The following is a 19,786-nucleotide window of genomic DNA, read 5'->3' on the forward strand; positions in this document are numbered from 1 at the left end:
GGGGTACCAAATGACGTGGGACAGGTGTCAGTGTCAGCCATACAGGCGCCGTCGGCATCCGTGGAACTACGCAGTCCGATACGCATCGCGCGGGCCGGCCACCGGGCCAGGGCGAGCGCCCCTGCCGATCGGGCACCGGGACCACGAACCGGCGCTGATCGTGGCACGAGCCCGCTCCTCCTGCACGTCACGCGCTACGAACACCTCAGGCACGCGTGTGCCCTGACGCCACGCGATGTCCTGCCCGGCATCGAGCACGTCCATGGCCTCCTGCCGGTGCCGCAGATCGTCCGGCACCACCCAGGTCTTGAGACATCCGCGCGCGAACGGACCGTCTACCAGAAACTGCCCGGCCAGTGCGTCGGTCACGGCCGGACCTCAACGACGCGACCGCCGATCGCGCAGGCATCGTCAACGCACTCGTGCAACAGCTCGGCCGACGCTTGAGGGGCGTTGAGGCAGATCCGGGCGAGGCCTGGTCGGTGGAGACGATCGCCCTCTGCGCCCGCTCGCGCGGTGCATTCACCGCGGCACCCCAGCAGGCGAAGCAGTCCGTGCCTGGGCCGGATCGCCGACGAACAGCAAGGTGACGCCTTGGAAACCACGCAAGTGGACCGACTCGCCAAACGGAACGAAGCCCTGGCCGAGCTCACCGCGTTCAAGACCCTCGCCCTCTCCCGGCTCACGGCCCAGCACGAGGAGGCCGAACGACTGAGGGAACAGGCCGCCGCAGACGGCAACGTCCGCCGCCCGCCCGCCGCCCGAAGCGGGACGTCCCCCACTCCCGGACTGCTTTCCGGAAGCGCAGATTCGAACGCATCGGACAGCCATATTCGCTCACCCTGATGGTCCAGTCCCGAGCACCGGGCTGGCGGTAGATGGGTTCGTAGACGGCGTGCACGGCTGTCTTCGGCCCTGTTACTCCCTACAGCTCGGTGGGCGGGGCAGTCGGTGGATGTCGGCTCAAGGTGTTCGGGACACGGATGAAGAGGCGGCTCCGCGTGGCAACCATGACACTTCCCACCGGCTGCACGAGGGCCCAATGGGAGCCCATCGTTCGCAAGGGCCGGAAGCTGATCAAGCAGACGTGCACGGTTCGATTCGCATCCCCGAGCCACCGAGGGGCCCTCTGCCGGTGGTGATGCTGCGGATGGTAAGGGCCGCATTGCCCAAGGGCCGTCCGGCGATCCGGGTCCGGGACGAGCGGCGATCGCCGGGCGGGTGGGAATCGGCGTCACCTGGGCGACGGTGGGACCGGTTGATCTTCAGGAGCGTCGGCCAGGATCGCCAAGGGATCGGCAAGCAAGGCGGAGAAGGCCAGTTCGGCGGCGCCCACGAGGACGGTGTCGTCGCCGAGTGCGCTGACGCGCAGGCGGAGGTTCTCGCGGGAGGCGGCGAGTGCGCTGATGTTGATGCGGCTGCGGATTTGTGCGGCCGCACCGAGGAACACGTCGTGAAGCATGCCTCCGAAGATGACGACGCTGGGGTTCAGGAGGTTGACCAGGTTGGCGACACCGACGCCGAGCCAGTCGCCGACCTGGTGCAGCGCGCCGCGCGCGACGATGTCTCCGCGGTCGGCGGCGGAGACGACGGCGTGCACCACCTCCTGGCCGGTTGCCTGCGGGTCGCGGCCGGCGGCGGCGAGCAGCGCTCGTTCACCGGCCTCGGCTTCCAGGCAGCCGCGGGCGCCGCATCCGCAGAGGCTGCCGTCCCGCGGGTTGACGATCATGTGGCCGACCTCGCCACCGTAACCGTCCGTGCCTCGCAGCAGGCGGCCGTCAGTGATGAGGCCGCCGCCGATGCCGATGTCCCCGTGGAGGTAGACGACGTTGTCACTGCCGACTCCGGCGCCCCGCAGGTGTTCGGCGAGGGCGCCGAGGTTTGCTTCGTTGTCCACCTCGACGGGGACGCCGAGGTTGAGTCGACGGGCTAGTTCCGTGCAGAAGTCCTGATCGGTCCAGCCCATGTTCGGGGCGTGCCGCACCAGGCCGTCGGGGTGACGGACTATTCCCCGTACTGCCACACCGACGCCGACGCAGCGGCTGCCGGGCTCTGCGGTCGCCAGCATCTGCCGGGCGAACCCGGTGAGAGCATCGGCGACCTTTCCGGGATCGTTTGGTTCGTCCAGGGGCCAGGCGCTTTCACGGCGGTCGAGGAAGATGCCGCCGAGTCCTATGCGGGCGGCCGCGAGGCGGTCCACTCCGACGTCGTACGCGAGCACGTACACCTGTGACGACTCGGGCCGTACGACCAGTGAGGGCCGTCCCGCCCGGCCGGTGTCGCGCGGAAGTTCCTCAAGGACGAGCCCGGCTGTGGTCAGATCGGTGACGAGTCCCAGGATGGTGCTGCGGTTAAGCCCCATGCGGTCGGCGAGGACGGCCCGGGAGACGGGTCCTCCTATATGTACGTGACGTAGAAGGGTACTGAGGTTGTGCCGTCGGATCTCCTCCTGGGAAGGACCTGCTTTCATGGCACGGGGACCTCATTGTCGCGGGGGGACGGAGCGTTCATCGCTGTACGGCTCGGCGTCGGGACAGCGCGTCCACGCCCGCGGCCACCAGCAGGACCGAACCCGTGACAGCGTACTTGACACCTGAGCTGTACCCCATGAGTCCCATGCCGTTTTGGATGACGGCCACCACCATTCCGCCCAGGACGGCGTCGATGACCCGGCCCCGCCCGCCGAAAAGACTGGTGCCGCCGATCACGGCGCTGCCGACGGCGAGCAGCAGGACGTTGCTGCCGCCAGTGTTGGGGTCGACGGAGTTGCCCCGGGAGGCCGCGATGATGCCGCCGACCGCCGCCATGGCCGAGCAGATGACGAATGCGGCGATCCGTATGAACGCGACGTTGATGCCGGCCCGTCGGGCCGCCTCGGCGTTGCCGCCGACGCAGTAGATGTGGAGACCGAACGCCGTGCGCTGGAGGACGAACGTGCCGAGCACGAGCAGGACGCCGATGAGCGGCACCACGATGGGTACGCCCTGCAGAGAGACGACCACGGCATTGCGGCTGCGTTCCTGGTTGAGCAGGTGCACGGCCAGGGCGCCCAGCACCGTCGGCACGCCGAGGCGGACGACGATCAGCATCGGCGGGGTTGTCGCCAGTCCCCGGCGACGGCGGTTGTGGTTACGGCGGAGCAGGATCGCCGCGTACACCGCGACGCCGCAGGCCAGCACAAGCCATCCGGCCGTGGGCGAGAGGTTGTTGTTGGCAATGGCGAGGACGGTCTTGTCCTCGATGGAGACGTTCGTGCCTTCCTTCAGCAGGATCAGCACGATGCCCTGGAAGCCCAGGAATGCGGCCAGAGTGACCACAAACGACGGAATGCCTATCTTCGCGACCAGCGTGCCCAGAAGGAGGCCGATGACCACGCCGGTCAGCATGGCCGCGACGACCGCGCTGTACCACGGCCATCCGTGGTTGGTGAGGAGGATGGCCAGGACGGCGGCGCAGACGCCGCTGGCGTATCCGGCGGACAGGTCGATCTCCCCGATGAGGAGAACGAAGACCAGCCCTATGGCAATCACGATGCTGCCTGCTCCCTGGGTGAGCAGGTTGGCGAAGTTGAGGTTGGAGAAGAAGACCGGGCGCAGGATCGCGAAGAAAGCGCACAGTGCGGCCAGGCCGAGGACTGCGGGCAGGGCCCCGAGTTCGCCGCCGCGCAGCCGGTCGAGGTAGCCGCGGGCCAGGGAACGAAGATCGGGGGCGGTGGCGCCGGTCTGCTTGCCGGATGTGGCAGGGCCTTCGGGCTGCTCCGGCTTCTCGGGGGCGACGGCTGTGGTCATGCGGCGGCTCCGTTGGTTTCGGCGAGGCCCAGGTTCCCGCTGCGGCCCGAGGTGATCAGTTCGACGAGCTGGGCGTGTGTCACGTCCGATGTCCTGACCTGGGCGGCCGTCCGGCCCAGGTAGAGGGCGGCGATCCGGTCGGACACCGCGAAGACGTCGTTCATGTTGTGCGAGATGAGCACCACGGCCAGCCCGTTGTCGGCCAGCCGCCGCACCAGTTCCAGGACCTGGGCGGTCTGGGCGACGCCCAGTGCGGCTGTCGGCTCGTCGAGGATGACGAGCTTGCTGTTCCACAGCACGGCCTTGGCGATGGCGACGGTCTGGCGCTGGCCGCCGGAGAGGCTGGAGACCCGTTGCCTGAGGGACTTGACGGTCCTGACCGAGAGCCCGGTGAGCGTCTTGGCGGCCATCTCCTCCATGGTTGCGTCGTCGAGGACCAGGCCGCTGCGCTGCTCCCGGCCGAGGAACATGTTCTGGACGATGTCGAGGTTGTCGCACAGGGCCAGGTCCTGGTACACGATCTCCACGCCAAGCGCGGCGGCGTCCCGTGGGCTGTGCATCTGTACCTGCTCGCCGTCGAACCAGTACTCGCCGGCGTCGATGGAGTGGATCCCCCCGATGCATTTCACCAGGGTGGACTTGCCGGCGCCGTTGTCGCCGACGAGGGCGGTCACTTCGCCTGGGCAGGCGCTGAAGGCCACGTCGTGCAGCACCTGCACCGGGCCGAAACTCTTGTCGATTCCACGCAGTTGGAGGATGGGGGTCGCTGTCATGGAGGACGGCTCCTGAGGTCGTGGGACCGCGGGTCCCGGGCGTTGGGTGCATGGGTCCCGGGACCCGCGGCTGGCCGGTGGGGTCCGGTTGGAGGGGGTTACTGGATGCCTGCCTTGGCGCATAGGGCGGTGTACTGGCCGGTGCACAGCTCGGCCTTGGTCACGAATCCGTCGTTCACGACGTCCTTGACGTTGTCCTTGTAGATGGCGACCGGGGTGAGCAGCACAGATGGCACATCACGCTTGCCCTCGGGGTCCTGGATGCTCGCGTTGGTCTGCCCCTTCTGGCCCTTGGCCAGGGCGACGGCCAGCTCGGCGGTCGCGTCGGCCTCCTTCTTGACCGCCTTGTAGACGGTCATGCACTGGTCGCCGGCCAGGATGTTCTGCAAACCCTGCACGGTGGCGTCCTGTCCGGTCACCGGTACCTGGCCGTTGCGGTGGCTCTTGCGCAGCACCGCGATGGCCGCGTTACCGAGACCGTCGTTGGCGGCCAGCACGCCGCCGATCTCGGGCTGGCTGGTGAGCATCTGCTCGAAGATGGTGCCTGCCTGAGCGTTGTCCCAGTCGGGCACAGACTGATTGGGACCCTTGACGTACTCGCCGGAGGCGTACTTGGGGTCGAGGACGCTGTTGTAGCCCTTGGCGAAGAGCGTGGCGTTGTTGTCGGTGGGCGAGCCGTTCAGCTCGGCGACGACCGGCTTCTTCACCTTCATATCCGCCAGGCACTTACCCAGGCCCTCGCCCTGCAGCTTGCCGACCGCCGTGTTGTCGAAGCTTACGTAGTACTGAGCGGAGCCGCCGAGCGTCAGCCGGTCGTAGTCGATGGTGGCCACGCCCTGGGCCTTGGCCTTGTCCAAGACGGCCTTGCCGGTGCCGCTGTCGAGGTTGACGATCACCAGAACGTTCACGCCGCTGCTGATCATCTGGTCCGCGATCGTCTGGAACGCCTGCTTGTCGCCCTGTGCATTCTGGATGTCGTAGTCCACACCCGCCGCTTTGAACGCCTTGGTGAGATACGGGCGGTCGGCCGTCTCCCAGCGGGCGGACGACTTGCTGTCCGGGAGGATCACGCCGATCTTCGGCTTCTTGCCACCGGAACCTGACGAGGCGCTGCCCGACGAAGAGTTCCCGCAGGCGGTGAGAGTCATCAGCAGCGCCACGGAGGCGGTGGTGAGGAGGAGCCCCTTGCGCATGGGCAGGGTCCTTTCTGGGAGTGCGGCCGGGTGTGCACCGGCCCACGGGTGGTTCACACAGGGATGGGGGAGACAGAAGCGCACGCTTGACCGGCTTCGGCGGGATATCGACGTATCCACCCCACTGAATGTTGTGGGCAAGAACATACGACCCTTCTCCCTCCCTCGGCCAGCCCCGCGCAACCCTGGAATCGACCAAAAGCGGTAACGAATCGGTCACATTGCCGAAACCTCGAAAGCCCGCACAGGCTCCGACCGCGCCAACCAGCGGAAGCAAACGCGAAGCGCTCCAGGGTCTTGACAGGGGTCCGAACCGCCCTCCAGATTTGGGCAGCATTGGTCAACGGCCATGACAGGCACCGGCCGAGCGGCCATGACGCCCGCCCGGCACGCCCCAAGGCCCCCTCCCCCAAGACGAATACGCCTCGGCAGGATGCCTCCACCTCGCGATCAGCTGCGGACCCGCTTGCCCTGGCGTGCCACACCCCGGAGACAGCGCACGGCCTGGACGACCCACTCCAGCAATACGCAATCACTCACCGTGCGGCGCTTCAGGCCACAGCTGCCGTGGTGAACCCGCTAGGCAACGACCGGAACACCGACTCGGACGCCGCGCACGGATCCGGACCCCATGGGATCTGCTGACCGAAATCGCTGCAGCGTTCGCCGAGTACGCCGACCGGGACTTGTGCCTGACAGGCCACCGCACCTGGAGGCTGCGGTCCGGCCAGAGCGAGCGCGACGCCCTCACCTGGGCCCTCAGGCTCCTCGACGATTGCGCCGCCTACGTGCTGCACGACCTTGCCTGCCCCGTCCCCGCCCACCTGGCGCACCGTGACAACAAGCCCTCCGCCACTGACCGAGCGTGGTCCAACTTCGCGCTAAGAATGCCTGGTTGAGGCATATCCCGACGGATGGCGGAGGGGCACTGAAGGCACGAGTCCCGTTCAAGACGTCCCTTCGGAGGAACGTTCAGCATGCGTCGTGCAGGGCCTCCAGACACTTGTGCTGGCGATGCAGCCCGGTCGCGGTGACGGCCGTGGCGGCCCGTCAGGTGCAGTTCGGTGCCGGCTCCGGCTCCGGCTCCGGCTCGGAGAGAAGCGCTGCCGCGCGACGGGGGACCAGCAGCGGGGTCGCCAGCAGGAGCACGCCGGCCAGGCCGATGGCCGTACGCGGGCCGAGCAGGCTGCCCAGCATGCCCCAGACGGCTGTCAGGAGCGCGGTCGTGGCCTTGGTCGTCACCGCCCAGGCGGACAGTGTGCGGGCGACCCGGTCGGTTGCGGTGCGTTCGAGGCGGTAGGTGGTGCAGACGGGGTTGAAGACCCCGCAGCAGAAGATGAGCCCGAGCTCGACACCCATCACCAGCAGCAGCCCGCCGGTGCCCGGCCCCAGGAAGGCCAGGCCGACGGGCCAGAGCGCGCGCAGCGCCCCGGTCACGACCAGGACCTGGTGCTGTCCGAACCGGGTGACCAGCGGTCGGGCCAGCCGTGAACCGAGCAGTCCGCCGATCGAGGGCGCGGCGAAGGCGAGGCCGTACTGCCACGGTGCGAACCCGAGTCGGCCGAGCATCAGGACGGCAAGCAGCGGCTGGGCCGCCATCACCAGGCCGTTGAACAAGGAGGTGTTGAAGAACAGCGGACGCAGCGTCGCGTCGGCGAGGATGTACCGCCAACCGTCGAGCAGGTCCCCGGCCCGCATGCGCGCGGCCTCCCGGCGCTCGGGCCGCGGCTCGTGCCCGCCCATTGCGCGGATGCCCAGGGCCGAGAGCAGGTAGCTGACCGCATCGGCCACCACCGTCGCCACCGGACCGAGGAGCCCGATCGCCGCGCCGCCCAGCGGCGGTCCGATGATCGTGGTCGTCCATGCCGTGGACTCGAAACGGGCGTTGGCGACGAGCAGGTGCTCGGCCGGCAGCAGTGTCTTCAGGTACGCGCCGGAGGCGGCGCGAAAGGTGATGTCGGCCGCCGCGACGACGACCGAGACCAGCAGGAGCTGAAGGAAGGTGAGCACGCCGAGCGCGAACGCGGTGGGGATCGTCAGCAGCGCCGCGAACCGCACCAGGTCCATCGCGATCAGCACCGGCCGCTTGCGGCGGAACTCCACCCACGGGCCTAGCGGCACCGCCACGACCGCGCCCACCGCAGCCCCCACGGAGGAGAGCGCGGCGACCTCGGCCGGACCGGCGTGCAGCACCCGGATGGCGATCAGCGGGAACGCTCCGAAGGCCAGCCACGTGCCGAGCGCGCTGGTCCCGTACGCTCCCCACAGCCACCCGAACCGCCGCCCCAGCCGATGTCCGAGCAGATGTCCCAGCCGCTGCCCGCTCCTCATGCCCGACGCCCCTCGCCACTCACCCGCACAACCAATCCGCGACCGGCACCATCAAAGCGAGCACCACACCCGGGCATCAAACAACCACACGAACACTCGGCCACAACCAACGGTTGTGGCCATAGGGTATCGGCATGGATCTCGATACCGTCCGGACCTTCGTCGCCGCCGCCGACGCGGGTCAGTTCCAGGAGGCCGCCGCCGAGCTGGCGGTCACCCAGCAGGCCGTCTCCAAGCGCATCGCCGCGCTGGAGCGCAGCCTCGGCGTGCGGCTGTTCACCCGCACCGCGCGCGGCGCCGAGCTCACCATCGACGGGCAGGCGTTCCTGCCCCACGCGCGCGAGTTGCTGCGCGTCGCCGAGCGCGCGATCGCGTCCGTGCGCCCGGGCCGCCGTCCGCTGCGCGTCGACGTGATCGCCTCACGCGTCGCGCCGTCGGGCCTGATGCGCGGCTTCCACCGCGCGCACCCCGAGATCGACCTCGATGTGGTGATGTTGTTCGAAATCGAGACGGCCGTCGCCGCCATCCGGTCCGGTGCGATCGACGCGTCCTTCCGCGCCGTCGCCGCGCCCGGCCGGCTCCTTCCCGAGGACATCGAGTCCGTCCGGGTGCTCGACGAGCCGCTCCAGCTCCTCACCGGCCCCGCCCACGCGCTGGCGGGCGCCCGGTCGGTGACCGTCGCCCAGCTCGCCGGGCACCGGATCTGGATGCCCGGCATCGTCCCCGGTACCGAGTGGGCCGCCTACTACGAAGACCTCGTCGCCGAGTTCGGCCTCACCATCGAGGCGACCGGCCCCAACTTCGGCTCCGACTCGCTCCTCGACACCGTCGCCGACACCCCGGCCCTGGCCACCTTCATGGGCGAGCACACCCGCCTCGTCTGGCCCGCCGACCACGGCCTGCGCCGCATCCCGGTGACCGACCCCACGCCCGTCTACCCGCACTCGCTCCTCTGGCACCGCGACAACCCCCACCCAGCGCTGGCCACCCTCCGCGCCCACCTCGCCGCCACACCGGCGGGCCACGACGCCGCCGGGACCTGGGCGCCGGGCTGGGTGATTCCGCGCTGAACGCAGCGCGTCCACGACCATCGTGGCCGGATCGACGGAGGGTGACTCGGGGGCAGGCGTGGCCATCGGCACACTGAGGCTCTCCCCCTCCGTACGCCTCATGTGCCCCGACGATGATCAAGGCTGTGAACTGCCGATTCAGCTCAGGAACCCTGGATGGATTCGGACGGGCCGGCTCGGTCCGGACGCTGAACAGCGGGCGGCCCCGGCTCATCGACGACAGCCGCTCGCCGGACATCCCCACTTCGTGGAGAAGGGGACCGGGTGAGGCGAGGTCCCGCCGTGAGGATCGCCCCCGTATCCCAGGGCCCGGGCAGGCAGGGATCAGCAAGGCAGCCGTGGAGGTGCCACCAACTGCGGCAGAGCCCTGACCGGTCCGTGGATCGAACGGGGTGCGGTCGTGACCTGGCACCTTATCGATCAACTCAGCCGCTGCACGAATCGTGGCCGTCACCCGGCAGCCGCCACCCCCGGGTGGTTGCTTCAGGTCCTCGGCCCGGGCCGCGAGGTACTCGGTCCAGTCACGTCTGGCGTCGGCGACCCAGCGGAGCGCCGTGTGGCGGAGCATCCCGGTCACGTCGGCGAGGACCGGGGTGGGGAGATCAGCAGCGAGGGCGGCGAGCGCCGCATTGCGGGCGGTGCGAACCGGGATGCCGTGGCGGCCCGGTTTCTGGGTCATGCCGTGCGTCGAGATCGGCTTCCCGGGAACATGCCCGGGAAGAGCCACCGAGGGACTGGGCCGGTTCGCGCTTCGGGGTTCCAGTCCGGGTCGGCATCGGTGCCGAGGTGTTCAATGACCCAGGTCCGAAGCGCGAATTCCTGGCTGCGCATGAGGGCTTGTTCCCACACGCCGTCGCCGCACGACCGCCTGTTCGCCGCCAGGGACAGTCGGGCCCAGCGGAGGCCGGCATCGCGCGACTGTACAGACCGGTATACGTGGGACTGCGCCACCGTGCGGATCCGCTCCAGCACCTGCCCACGCCCAAGCCCGGCCATGTGGGTCTCAAGGCTCTCGATGCTCCAGGAACTGGGGTTGAGATTCGGCTGATCCATGTGATGCCTCCGCTCAACGTCCACGTGCTGCACCCAGGAAGATCCGACGTCGCTCGAGGTCGACGCCAAGGATCGTGACCATCAACTCCTGCCCTTCCATGGCAGGCATCTCAGGGAGTTCTTCTGGCCGGACGAGTCCTTCCACGCAGTCGGCGACCCGGACGAAAGCGCCGATCGGCGCGATCTTGGTGACTTGACCGCTGACGGTCTGGCCGATCACGTCGGCGAACGGCGCCAGCAGATCTGCGTGTTCGTCCCACTCGGTGAGCTTGATCTTCACTTGGTGGTTGTGGTCGGCATGCCACAGGACGAGTCCGGTGACGCGCTCTCCAACGCGCGGAAGTTCCATGCATCGGGGCATGGCGGTGATCTCGGCCAGGCCGATGGCTTCGGGGTGGTGGTCTATGGCGAGGAAGACGCCGAACGGCCGACGGCCGACGACCTCGCCGGTGACCGGGGCACCGAGGGGGAGGTTGCGGACGGTGTGGGGCCAGGCAGCTACGACGCGGGTTCCGTAGTCCTTGTCGCTCCCCCAATCGGGCCATGAGTATTCGGTCATGGCCGGATCATGGCAGGCTCGGGCCCGATTCGGGGTGGGTTCGTCCGTCGACGGTCGTCGGATGACGTTGCCTGGGGCCGGAGTTGTCCGTTTGGGGCAGTCCTGATTCGACGCCGCCCGCAAGCGTGGCACCCGCGATGATGACGATCTCGGTCGTCACCGTCACCCCCGGGCCGGCGGCCATCTCGGTCACCGCGGCCGCAGCGGCGATGGCCGCGTCTTCGGACAGACTGAAGGTGGGGATGCCTGCGCGTACGCATCCGGCGCCTTGGCCATGGTGTACGGCTGATCGCGCTGGCCGAACGGATCTGGATGCGGCGCGAGTTCCAGCCGACGATGTCCGCGCCCCTGGGCCCGGAGGGCGGCCGAGTACGCGGACGGGGCGGCGTAATCGGACGCGGTGTCGGAGTACGCCGCTCTCGGGCGGGACGCGTTGCGGGAGGCGCCCGCGCGGGTCGTCTCGGCTACTTCGGATCGCGGTTGAAATCCGCTTCGACCAGGATTCGGCCAGAAGTAGCCGAGCATGGAAAGAACCAGGCTCCAGGTGACCGCGAGCCACCCGTTGCTGCCGATCTCGCTCCCCGGCAGCAGCCCGCGCAGGGTCTCGATGGCGAGCACGAACGGCTGGTACTCGGCGATCGGCTGGACGCAGCCCGGCATCGCGTCGGCCGGGACGAAGTCGCTCGAGATGAGCAGCAGGACGATCAGCGGCATTGCGCCGTTGCCGGCCGCCTCGGCGTTCGGGCTGCAAGCTCCCCCACTGCTGTCCCTGCATCCTCGAAGACACGGTGCTGCCGCACCACGCCGTCCTGGAAACCTTCCGCGCCCGCACCGAAGCACAGGCTGAGCGAGCCGAAGCCGGCTGACGGCCGGCACGCCACGGAGAGCCCGATGCCGGCCGACGGAAGGAGGCCGCTATCCAAGGAATGCCGCAGTGGTCGCCACGAACTGTTCGGCGCCGTCCAGCCACGGGTAGTGACCCGCTGCCGACTGCACCACGAAAGTCGCATCGCGGAACAGCGCGGCGAACTCGGCCACCGACCGAGGGGGGCTGTTCAGGTCGAACTCTCCGGTGAGCAGCAGGACGGGTGTCTCACAGCGGGCGAGCCCCGCACGAGTGGTCTCCGCGTCGAAGGCGCCCTCCGCCGCGAAGCCAGCGACAGCTTCCCTGTTGCTCGGCTGACTGGCTGCACAGTGGTGCTGTGCAGCAGTGTCCCACCGGCCGTAGAGGAAGGGGCTGATGGCCTCCCAGCCCGTACCGGTGCCCTCGGTTATCGCCTCCAGGGCGGCGAACGCCGGCGGGAACCACGGCTCGGTCTTCCGGAGTTGCGCGAGCTCACGTCGCATCTCACCAGTGATCGCTATACCGACAGCTCGGGTACTGGGGCCGATCAGGGCGAGCTTGCCGACGTTCTGTGGGTAACGGGCCGCGTATTGCGTCGCGATGTTCGCACCGGCGGAGTGGCCGAGCAGGTCCGTCCGGTGGAGTCCGAGGTGGTCGCGCAGGGCCTCGACGTCGTCGACGAGGCGGTCGCACCGGTAGGAGGCGGGGTCGTCGGGAATCGCGGACTGGCCGGTGCCGCGAATGTCCAGGACGATCAGCTGACGGTGCGCGGACAGGCCACCGAGGTCGCCGAGGTAGCGGGAGTCCGTGGGACCGCCAGGGATGCACACGACTGGGTCGCCGTCTCCGTACACGTGGTAGGCGAGTTGGGTTCCGTCAGACGCCGAGTAGGTAGGCATGGCGTGGATCCTGACAGCCATAACCCAGTTGTACAACTCGGTTATGACGATGGGTCGTTTGGTGTATAACCGAGCTGTGGCAGGTGAAGAGGACACTCATCAGAACTCTGGGACGCTGACCGAGGGACAGGCCGAGCGGATACTCGCCGGCATGAACGAGGTCATCCGTGCGGGCGAGGAGATGCGGAAGCTGCGCGCGGAAATGATCAAGGTATTCGCCGGCTTCGGCTGGACGCAGGACAAGATTGCCGAGCTCGCGGACATGAGTCAGCCCGCCGTGTCCAAGCAGGTGACGAAGTACAGGACGGGCGAGCGGCTGCCGCCGATGGAGCTCCACCTCGACCAGCGAGACGTCCCATGGCTCGAAGGACGTCTGTGGGGCCTTGCCGAGGAGGTCTCCGGGACCCTGGACGACACTGCCCACTGCACCCGCTACGTCAACGCCCTCGTCCGGGGAAAGAAGCGCTTCACGCCCCAGAACGTTGACGAGCTGCGGCGTCTGCTCGAAGAGGACCTGAGACAGCATCAAGCACAGCTGCCTGGCAGCTACCGGGACACGTACGACGAGATCAGCCGCTGTCTCGACATCCCGGCGAAGGTCACCGGCATCGGATCAGCCTCCGTGCGTCGCGCCCTTGCCTATGAGATCCAGCGCAATCAGCTCAGAGACGACGCGTGAGAACTCCTGACGAAATGATCCTCGTGGCTGGGAGATCACGTCGGGTACGTGTCACCTTCCGCAGTGCAGGGATCTGACGCGGCGTATGAACGGTGTGTGCGGCAAGGTCGCGAGGCGATGGTGAAGACTGACCGCCCGGGGGCTTGTGGCCGGGTCGTGGACCTGCGCCACGACCACGGCGGGAACATGTGGCCCGTACTCGCCGTCGGCGCTCTGCCCCCCGTTGCTTCGTGCCCCACCGGCGACCTGACGGCGCGAGGGCGGCGCCCCTGACGGGGCGCCGCCCTCTTGCGTTTGGCAGGCCGCTGGTCAGCAGTTGACCCAGGTGTTGGACTTGATGTAGTGGGACGCGCTGTCGGACGTCTTGAATCCCCTCGGGATGATTCCGCTGGATCCGCCGTAGTTCTTCGCCGAATACCACTTGAAGTCACAGGAAGCGCCGTGGTTGTACCACGACTTGAAGGACTGGAAGACCGAGTACTTGGTCAGGTCCGCATTGCTCCCCGCGACCTGCTGCCTGTGGCCGGTGTAGTTCTGCCCGGACCAGACGCAGAAATAGCCCGACGGGCAGTCCGACGCCGCCTGCGGAGTGAACTGTGCCGCACTGGCAGCGCCCGCGCTTCCGGCCAGCAGACCCCCGGTCAGCACGATGCCGCCGGCCACGGCTGCGAACTTCCTGGTCATGCGCATGCTGTTACCCCCTGTGAGACGTGAATGGGCCGACCTCACCGGCCGGCTCGCCAACGAGACTGCGGGGCGGGGAGCAACGGCCGCCACAGTTGCCGCAGAAATGACGCACTTCCGGGACGTCCCACGCGCTGACCTGCTGAGACGCAGTCCCGTGTGACGGGAGGGCGGGACGGCAACCCCGGCAACCGGCCGGAGATCTCCCGCAAGGAGGGAGCACCTAGCGCGCAGCTCCTTGTGACAGCACGTCGCGCACCGCGGACAGACGGCGTATTCGGCATCGTCCGCCCCCCTGACCGCCGACGTGGTAGTCGCGCCCGACAATGACGGCAGTGGGCCCGGCAACCAGTCCGGGTCCGATGAGTGCCCCCCTTGTCCACAGCGACGTTGACCTTCGCGCCAGGCCATGGCCAGTCGGCGGGCGCTCCGAAGCGGCGCCCCTTGCGCGGACACTTGCCAGAAGCAGGTGGTCAATTCGTATGGTTCTGGCCACTCTTGTGCAACTTGTAGTAGTCAGCGCTGGAGAGCTGGAGCCGGGACACCATGCCGTATCGCTCCAGGAAGATCGATGGGCGGTTCAAAGGAGACTGACAGAACGTCATCGGGATGCATATGATGCTGGAGATGAAAAACTTCTCCTCGTATGGGTTGGGGGAATCGTTCGCGCAAGGTGAGTGCTGATGGCACATCACGTCGCGAACCAGGTTCCGGCCCGCCTGTTGATGTGGCAGCGTGTGCGTGAATACGCTGTGCCACCGTCCATGATCGAGACAGCGACCGCACGGCGTGCGGTCGGTGACTGGGCGGGGGCCTGCGCCGCCGCCCGGATCAACGTCGATCTCGATCTGCGCGCCGTGCGCGACCGCCACGGCACCGATCTCGTCACCCACCTCCGTGCAGATCTGCGCCGGCTGGCGCCGGATCTGCTCCGCTGGCACATGCCCCGGATCGCCCCCGACGGGCGGCTCCGGCCCAGCCTCACCATCGCCCTGGCCCACTACCGGAGTTCCGGCGCCGCGCCGCTGCAGCTGGTGGTGCGGACACCGCCGGCCTGGGCGGACGCGGGGCAGCGGATGTCCCTGGCCCTGTGGGAGGGGTCCGGGAACGGCGTCCCCGGGCACCATCCGCACCCGCATCCCGACCGGCGTTTCCGGCTCGACCTGCACCGGCATCTCTGGGACTCCGGGCGGAGCGGTGAACTGGGGCGGCGGTGCGGTGCGGGCGGGGCACCGTCCATGGCGCCGCCCGACCGGACCCACGCACCCGGCCGGCCAGTCCTGCCGGATCGCCCAGTCCTGCCGGATCGCCCAGTCCTGCCAGATCGGCTCGACCGGCCCGTCGCCCACGATTCCCCGTGGGCGGTGGCAAGTTGGGCCGCCGAGGCGGAGTTGCTGTTGCGGGCCGAGGGGCGTCCTTGCGGAGCCTTCGCCGTGCGGCTCGGTACGGGGAGCCGCATCGTGCTCGAGCTCGTCGCCCCCGACGACAGCCATGCCCCGACGCTCCGGCCGCTGCGCGAGGCGCTGCCGCCACAGGAGGTCGCGGCGCTTCCGGTGCTGCCGGAGGCGGCGGCCCGGGTCCTTCCGGATCTGGAACTGCTGCGGGCAGGGCTGGTCGCGGCCGAGCGGCTGCATCCGCTCGTCGCCGCGGCGCTGACCGCTTCCGGCTCGGTGGCAGCGTCCGGCTCGGCACCGGCGGCCGGCCCCGCCCCCGAGCCCGGCGATCCGCACCGGGTGGAGTGCCGGGGCGAGGTCCACCGGATCGCGCTGCGGGACGGGGTGCTGACGGCGATCGATCACGACCCGGCCCAGCTGCGCCGGGAGGAGCTGCTGGTGGCGCTCGGCGGGCCGCCGCTGCCCTGTCTGCGGGCAATCGACGCGGCCCACCGCAACCCGGAGGCACTGCCCGCGGTCCGGGAGCGGCTCGGTCACGGTGACGTCGCCGGGGCGCTGGCCGTGGTCGAGGGGCTGCTCGGTCCCGCTGCGGTCCTGCGCGACGGGCCGCTCCGGGAGGAACTGGAGGCGGCCGCGGCTCGCCGCATCGACCACGGGCTCTTCCGCGCGGGGCTGGTCGCCGAGCACCCCGCTGCCGGTGCGGTCGGGGACGGGAGCGCCTCGGGCGCGCGGCATGCGCAGGCGGCCCACCGTCCCCGGCTCGACCGTCGTACGCCTCACGAAATGCGCCGCAAGCGGAGCAGCCGGGCCCGGCCCCGCACCGGGCTGAGCCGCTGACCGGCTGCCCCACCGAAGTCCCCTTCCCACACTGCGCATCCCGCGCCGCACGCTTCCACGACATCCGGGACGGGCCCTCCCGTTCCCTCACCCCACCCCAGGTGATGCCCATGACCTCCAGCACCCTCCTGCCCGCCACCGCCCCGGCTGCCGGCACGACCGCACCCACCCCCGCCGACACATCCGGAACCGGCACCCAGCTCACCGTTGCCGACAGCCTCCTGACCCTCCTGCGGACGACCACCACCGAACCGCGCCCCGACGAGCAGCTCGAAGCGCTCACCCTGGCCGTCGCGGCCGACCTGCCCGTGCTGCTCTGGGGCGAGCCGGGCATCGGCAAGACCGCGGCCCTGACGCAGCTCGCCACCACCCTCGACCTGCCGCTGACGACCGTGATCGCCAGCGTCCATGAGCCGTCCGACTTCTCCGGGCTGCCCATCGTGGGCGACGACCCGGCGGTGCAGGGAGTGCCCATGGCGCCGCCGCAGTGGGCCGTGGAGCTCGTGCGGGCCGGGCGGGGGCTGCTCTTCCTGGACGAACTCTCCACCGCCACCCCGGCCGTCCAGGCCGCACTGCTCCGGGTCGTCCTGGAGCGGAGGGTCGGTGCGCTGCAACTGCCGCCGGGAGTGCGGATCGTGGCCGCCGCCAATCCGCGCGCGTCGGCGGCGGACGGGTGGGAGCTGAGCCCGCCGCTGGCCAACCGGTTCGTGCATCTGTACTGGGTACACGACCGGGAGGTGGTGGTGCGCGGGCTGGGCGGGGTCTGGCCCCGGGCGGAGTTGCCCCGGCTGGTGCCGGAGCGGCTGCCGGAGGCGGTGGCCTTCGCCCGGCGCGCGGTCTGCGGCTTCCTGGAAGTCCGGCCGACGATGATCCACCGGCTGCCGAGCACCGAGACGCGGCGCGGCGGTGCCTGGCCCTCACCCCGGAGCTGGGAGACCGCGTTGACCCTGCTCGCCTTCGGCACGGCGGCCTCCGTCTCCCGGCAGGTGCTGGCGCTGCTGGTGCGGGGCGCGGTGGGGGACGGGCCGGGGCTCGAACTCCTTGCTCATCTGGACCGGATGGATCTGCCGGACCCGGAGTCGCTGCTGGCCGATCCGGGCTCCGCCGAGCTGCCGGTGCGGGGCGATCTGCGGCAGGCGGCGCTGGAGGCGGTGGTGGCCGCCATCGGGGCGCGGCCGGAGCGGGAGCGGTGGGACGCGGGCTGGGCGGTGCTGGTGCGGGCGCTGGAGACCGGCGCCCCGGACCTGCTGGTCGCCCCGGCGACGGCGCTCGCCGCGCTGCGGCGCGAGGACTGGGAGGTGCCGGAGGCGGTGGAGCGGCTGGCCGGGGTGGTCGGTCTCGCCCGGCGGGCGGATCGGTCGGTGGGGCGGGTCGCGGCGTCGGCCGACGCCGGGCGTGCGACGGGGGCGCACCGATGACGAGCGCCGCGAAGCGCCCGGGGCCGCGCCCGCTGCCGCGCCCGATGTCCCCGCCCGCGCCGCCACGCCCGGTGCGGGCCACCGTGCCGAGGCCGCCGGCCGGCTCCGGCGGGCCGGTCGGCCGGCCCGGACTCCCGCTGGACATGGAGAAGTTGCTGGCCGCCCGGCTGCATGCGGTGAAGGTCCGTCCCTACCTGGCCGGCGCGCTCTTCGCGCTGCACGTGGTGGAGGACGGGTCGGTGCCGACGATGGCGGTGGACGCGCACTGGCGCTGCTACGTCTCCCCCGGCTTCGTGGCGCGCACCCCGGTGGAGGACCTGGCGGGCGTCTGGGTGCACGAGGTCTCCCATCTGCTCCGGGACCACCACGGGCGGGGCGAGCGGTATGCCCGGGAGCACGAGGAACAGGGGCCGGGCGAGCGGCTGCGGCGGAACATCGCCGCCGACTTCGAGATCAACGACGACATCTACGGTGACGGGCTGCCCCTGCCCGTCGGGGCGGTGCTGCCGTCGCTGCTGCGGCTGCCCGACGGGCTGCTGATGGAGGAGTACCTGCGGACGGCGTCGATGTCCGGGCTCGCCACCGACCTGGCCTGGCTGGACTGCGGCAGCGGTGCCGACGGGGAGGACCGGCCGTGGGAGCTGGGGCCCGACGGGGCACACTCTCTGAGCAGGCAGCAGCGGGACGCGGTCCGCTTCCGGGTCGCGGAGGGGATCAAGGGCCGCCCGGGCGACGCGCCGGAGGGGTGGCGCCGGTGGGCGGACGAGGCGTTCCATCCGCCGCAGCCGTGGCGGCAGCTGCTGGGGGCGGCGGTCCGCTCGGCGGCGGGTGCGCCGGGGGTGGGCGAGGACCACAGCTACCGGCGTCCGTCCCGGCGCTCGGCCGGCGTCCCCGGGGTGCTGCTGCCGAGCCTGCGCCGTACGCCGCCCCGGGTCTGCGTCGTGATCGACACCTCCGGGTCGGTGAGCGACGCCGAGCTGGGCAGCGCGCTGCTGGAAGTGGCGGCGATCTCACGGGCGGTGGGCGGCCGGCGCGACCTGGTCTCGGTGATCTCCTGCGACGCGGCGGCCGGGGTCGCCGTCCCGCTCTGCCGCGCCGAGGACATCGCACTGGTCGGCGGCGGGGGAACGGATCTGCGCTCGGGTTTCGCCCGGGCGCTCCGCTCCCGGCCCCGCCCGGACGTGATCGTCGCCCTGACGGACGGTCAGACGCCATGGCCCTCCGCGCAGCCGCCCTGCCGCACCGTCGTCGGCCTCTTCCCCCGTCCCGCCCGCGCCGTGAACGAGGAGGACCCCGACTACGTCCCGGACACCCCGCCGCCCTGGGCGCGTGTCGTCGCCATCAGCTGAGAGGGCGCAGTGGCACGGCATCGCCACGGTGCTCGAGCGCACGGAGCCGATCAAGCTCACGCCCACCCGGGTTCGCAGGGGGTTCAACAACCCGTGTGCGAAGGCCGGCTTCCCGGCCTGTGCACCGGAACCTTCCCGCCCAGGTCCCGGCCGACCACCGGCTCGGAGAACCGGCGGCCGGCACCCCGCACGACATGGGATCCGCTCGGGTTCCTCCTGCGACGCTCGGCCTTCTCCGTCGACACCGTCCACGGCGAGGAACCCCTCGCAGCCGATGACTGGAGGCGTCGCGGTGGTGTCCGGCCCGACCACGGTCGCGGCCACCGCGCCGCGCTCCACGCCACCGCGCTCCGGCTCGCGGCGACGACCGGTGTACAGGCTGTCCGCCTCGGCCACGGTGGTACGGCACGACGCTGAGCATCCTGCCGCTGTAGTTGGTGCGCATGCCGTGGGTGAGGTGTCCGCCGTGGGCGAGGTCGTGGCCGAGGACGGTGTCGCCGGGCTTGAGGAGGGCGAAGAAGACGGCGGTGTTCGCCTGGGCTCCGGAGTGCGACTGGACGTTGGCGTATCCCGCGCCGAACAGGTCCTTGACGCGCTGGATGGCCAGGCGCTCGGTGACGTCGACGTGTTCGCAGCCGCCGTAGTAGCGACGGCCGGGGTAGCCCTCCGCGTACTTGTTGGTCAGGACCGATCCCTGGGCCTCCATCACGGCCAAGGGCGCGAAGTTCTCGGAGGCGATCATCTCCAGGGTGGACTGCTGGCGGTGCAGTTCGGCGCGGAGGGCGGCGTGGACCTGGGGGTCCAACTCCGCCAGCGGGGTGCACGCTCCGGCGAGCGGTACGTCGTGGCGGCGCAGGAGTTCGACGATGCCGCGCGGGGTGCAGGGCAGCGGGGCGCCGACGCCGAGGGTGAGCC

General features: G+C 70.2%; 16 protein-coding genes and 2 pseudogenes. 6 read left to right on the top strand and 12 right to left on the bottom strand.

Going from position 1 to position 19,786, the window contains the following annotated elements; all coding sequences use genetic code 11:
* Positions 1-66: 66 nt before the first annotated feature.
* Positions 67-369: a DUF5959 family protein gene (locus tag ACH4UM_RS34915; protein WP_398188417.1), complete on the bottom strand. Its 303-nt coding sequence runs from the start codon at positions 367-369 to the stop codon at positions 67-69.
* A gap of 225 nt (positions 370-594) precedes the next feature.
* Here ACH4UM_RS34915 and ACH4UM_RS34920 point away from each other — a divergent pair, with 225 nt between their 5' ends.
* Positions 595-846 carry a hypothetical protein gene (locus ACH4UM_RS34920; protein ID WP_398188420.1) on the top strand — a complete coding sequence of 84 codons (252 nt, stop codon included), beginning with the start codon at positions 595-597 and terminating at the stop codon, positions 844-846.
* A gap of 388 nt (positions 847-1,234) precedes the next feature.
* Here ACH4UM_RS34920 and ACH4UM_RS34925 read toward each other — a convergent pair whose 3' ends face one another.
* The 5 genes from ACH4UM_RS34925 to ACH4UM_RS34945 form a co-directional block, all read right to left on the bottom strand.
* Positions 1,235-2,362 (bottom strand): ROK family protein, encoded by a 1,128-nt coding sequence (locus ACH4UM_RS34925; RefSeq protein ID WP_398188423.1) that lies wholly within the window; start codon positions 2,360-2,362, stop codon positions 1,235-1,237.
* Between the two features lie 145 nt (positions 2,363-2,507).
* Positions 2,508-3,788, bottom strand: a complete 1,281-nt coding sequence (locus tag ACH4UM_RS34930) for a sugar ABC transporter permease (RefSeq protein WP_398188425.1) — start codon at positions 3,786-3,788, stop codon at positions 2,508-2,510.
* The gene (locus ACH4UM_RS34935; RefSeq protein WP_398188428.1) at positions 3,785-4,561 is read right to left on the bottom strand and encodes an ATP-binding cassette domain-containing protein; all 777 of its coding nucleotides are present in this window, start codon (positions 4,559-4,561) and stop codon (positions 3,785-3,787) included. Before ACH4UM_RS34935 ends, ACH4UM_RS34930 begins: the two co-directional genes overlap by 4 nt.
* Positions 4,562-4,659: 98 nt before the next feature.
* Entirely contained in the window at positions 4,660-5,754 is a 1,095-nt protein-coding gene (locus ACH4UM_RS34940; RefSeq protein WP_398188430.1) for a sugar ABC transporter substrate-binding protein, read from the bottom strand.
* 1,050 nt (positions 5,755-6,804) lie between these two features.
* Positions 6,805-8,085, bottom strand: a complete 1,281-nt coding sequence (locus tag ACH4UM_RS34945) for an MFS transporter (protein ID WP_398188433.1) — start codon at positions 8,083-8,085, stop codon at positions 6,805-6,807.
* A gap of 134 nt (positions 8,086-8,219) precedes the next feature.
* On the opposite strand from ACH4UM_RS34945, the gene ACH4UM_RS34950 reads away from it, so the two are divergent.
* On the top strand, positions 8,220-9,155 hold the full coding sequence (locus ACH4UM_RS34950; protein WP_398188436.1) for a LysR family transcriptional regulator: 936 nt from the start codon (positions 8,220-8,222) through the stop codon (positions 9,153-9,155).
* 675 nt (positions 9,156-9,830) lie between these two features.
* Here ACH4UM_RS34950 and ACH4UM_RS34955 read toward each other — a convergent pair.
* The 4 genes and pseudogenes from ACH4UM_RS34955 to ACH4UM_RS34970 all read right to left on the bottom strand — a co-directional run bounded on the left by ACH4UM_RS34955 (position 9,831) and on the right by ACH4UM_RS34970 (position 12,510).
* Positions 9,831-10,208: a hypothetical protein gene (locus ACH4UM_RS34955; RefSeq protein WP_398188439.1), complete on the bottom strand. Its 378-nt coding sequence runs from the start codon at positions 10,206-10,208 to the stop codon at positions 9,831-9,833.
* Positions 10,209-10,221: 13 nt separating this feature from the next.
* Positions 10,222-10,767: a S1 RNA-binding domain-containing protein gene (locus ACH4UM_RS34960; RefSeq protein ID WP_398188442.1), complete on the bottom strand. Its 546-nt coding sequence runs from the start codon at positions 10,765-10,767 to the stop codon at positions 10,222-10,224.
* Positions 10,768-11,274: 507 nt separating this feature from the next.
* Positions 11,275-11,523 (bottom strand): annotated as a pseudogene (locus ACH4UM_RS34965) (ABC transporter permease); the annotation flags it as partial.
* Positions 11,524-11,682: 159 nt separating this feature from the next.
* Positions 11,683-12,510: an alpha/beta fold hydrolase gene (locus ACH4UM_RS34970; protein WP_398188445.1), complete on the bottom strand. Its 828-nt coding sequence runs from the start codon at positions 12,508-12,510 to the stop codon at positions 11,683-11,685.
* Between ACH4UM_RS34970 and ACH4UM_RS34975 the strand changes: the two genes are divergently transcribed.
* Positions 12,509-13,189: a sigma-70 family RNA polymerase sigma factor gene (locus ACH4UM_RS34975; RefSeq protein ID WP_398188448.1), complete on the top strand. Its 681-nt coding sequence runs from the start codon at positions 12,509-12,511 to the stop codon at positions 13,187-13,189. The two genes, ACH4UM_RS34970 and ACH4UM_RS34975, sit on opposite strands and share 2 nt — an antisense overlap.
* 309 nt (positions 13,190-13,498) lie before the next feature.
* On the opposite strand, the gene ACH4UM_RS34980 is transcribed toward ACH4UM_RS34975, so the two are convergent.
* On the bottom strand, positions 13,499-13,873 hold the full coding sequence (locus ACH4UM_RS34980) for a peptidase inhibitor family I36 protein (protein ID WP_398188449.1): 375 nt from the start codon (positions 13,871-13,873) through the stop codon (positions 13,499-13,501).
* A gap of 683 nt (positions 13,874-14,556) precedes the next feature.
* Here ACH4UM_RS34980 and ACH4UM_RS34985 point away from each other — a divergent pair.
* From ACH4UM_RS34985 to ACH4UM_RS34995, 3 genes are all read left to right on the top strand, one after another.
* On the top strand, positions 14,557-16,104 hold the full coding sequence (locus ACH4UM_RS34985; protein WP_398188452.1) for a hypothetical protein: 1,548 nt from the start codon (positions 14,557-14,559) through the stop codon (positions 16,102-16,104).
* Positions 16,105-16,214: 110 nt separating this feature from the next.
* A complete protein-coding gene (locus tag ACH4UM_RS34990; protein WP_398188455.1) occupies positions 16,215-17,522 on the top strand; it encodes an AAA family ATPase in 1,308 nt (435 codons plus the stop codon).
* 143 nt (positions 17,523-17,665) lie between these two features.
* Positions 17,666-18,871 carry a VWA-like domain-containing protein gene (locus ACH4UM_RS34995; protein WP_398188470.1) on the top strand — a complete coding sequence of 402 codons (1,206 nt, stop codon included), beginning with the start codon at positions 17,666-17,668 and terminating at the stop codon, positions 18,869-18,871.
* A 397-nt stretch (positions 18,872-19,268) separates the two neighbouring features.
* On the opposite strand, the pseudogene ACH4UM_RS35000 reads toward ACH4UM_RS34995, so the two are convergent.
* Positions 19,269-19,727 (bottom strand): annotated as a pseudogene (locus ACH4UM_RS35000) (serine hydroxymethyltransferase); the annotation flags it as partial.
* Positions 19,728-19,786 lie beyond the last annotated feature (59 nt).

Source organism: Streptomyces sp. NPDC020801 (assembly GCF_044334385.1).
Lineage (GTDB): Bacteria > Actinomycetota > Actinomycetes > Streptomycetales > Streptomycetaceae > Streptomyces.

What these genes read in the sequence shown, in the direction of transcription:
- ACH4UM_RS34925 (WP_398188423.1), bottom strand. Translation starts at nt 2,362, where the DNA reads ATGGGGCTTAACCGCAGCACCATCCTGGGACTCGTCACCGATCTGACC.
- ACH4UM_RS34930 (WP_398188425.1), bottom strand. Translation starts at nt 3,788, where the DNA reads ATGACCACAGCCGTCGCCCCCGAGAAGCCGGAGCAGCCCGAAGGCCCT.
- ACH4UM_RS34935 (WP_398188428.1), bottom strand. Translation starts at nt 4,561, where the DNA reads ATGACAGCGACCCCCATCCTCCAACTGCGTGGAATCGACAAGAGTTTC.
- ACH4UM_RS34940 (WP_398188430.1), bottom strand. Translation starts at nt 5,754, where the DNA reads ATGCGCAAGGGGCTCCTCCTCACCACCGCCTCCGTGGCGCTGCTGATG.
- ACH4UM_RS34945 (WP_398188433.1), bottom strand. Translation starts at nt 8,085, where the DNA reads ATGAGGAGCGGGCAGCGGCTGGGACATCTGCTCGGACATCGGCTGGGG.
- ACH4UM_RS34950 (WP_398188436.1), top strand. Translation starts at nt 8,220, where the DNA reads ATGGATCTCGATACCGTCCGGACCTTCGTCGCCGCCGCCGACGCGGGT.
- ACH4UM_RS34955 (WP_398188439.1), bottom strand. Translation starts at nt 10,208, where the DNA reads ATGGATCAGCCGAATCTCAACCCCAGTTCCTGGAGCATCGAGAGCCTT.
- ACH4UM_RS34960 (WP_398188442.1), bottom strand. Translation starts at nt 10,767, where the DNA reads ATGACCGAATACTCATGGCCCGATTGGGGGAGCGACAAGGACTACGGA.
- ACH4UM_RS34975 (WP_398188448.1), top strand. Translation starts at nt 12,509, where the DNA reads ATGGCGTGGATCCTGACAGCCATAACCCAGTTGTACAACTCGGTTATG.
- ACH4UM_RS34970 (WP_398188445.1), bottom strand. Translation starts at nt 12,510, where the DNA reads ATGCCTACCTACTCGGCGTCTGACGGAACCCAACTCGCCTACCACGTG.
- ACH4UM_RS34980 (WP_398188449.1), bottom strand. Translation starts at nt 13,873, where the DNA reads ATGACCAGGAAGTTCGCAGCCGTGGCCGGCGGCATCGTGCTGACCGGG.
- ACH4UM_RS34985 (WP_398188452.1), top strand. Translation starts at nt 14,557, where the DNA reads ATGGCACATCACGTCGCGAACCAGGTTCCGGCCCGCCTGTTGATGTGG.
- ACH4UM_RS34990 (WP_398188455.1), top strand. Translation starts at nt 16,215, where the DNA reads ATGACCTCCAGCACCCTCCTGCCCGCCACCGCCCCGGCTGCCGGCACG.
- ACH4UM_RS34995 (WP_398188470.1), top strand. Translation starts at nt 17,666, where the DNA reads ATGGAGAAGTTGCTGGCCGCCCGGCTGCATGCGGTGAAGGTCCGTCCC.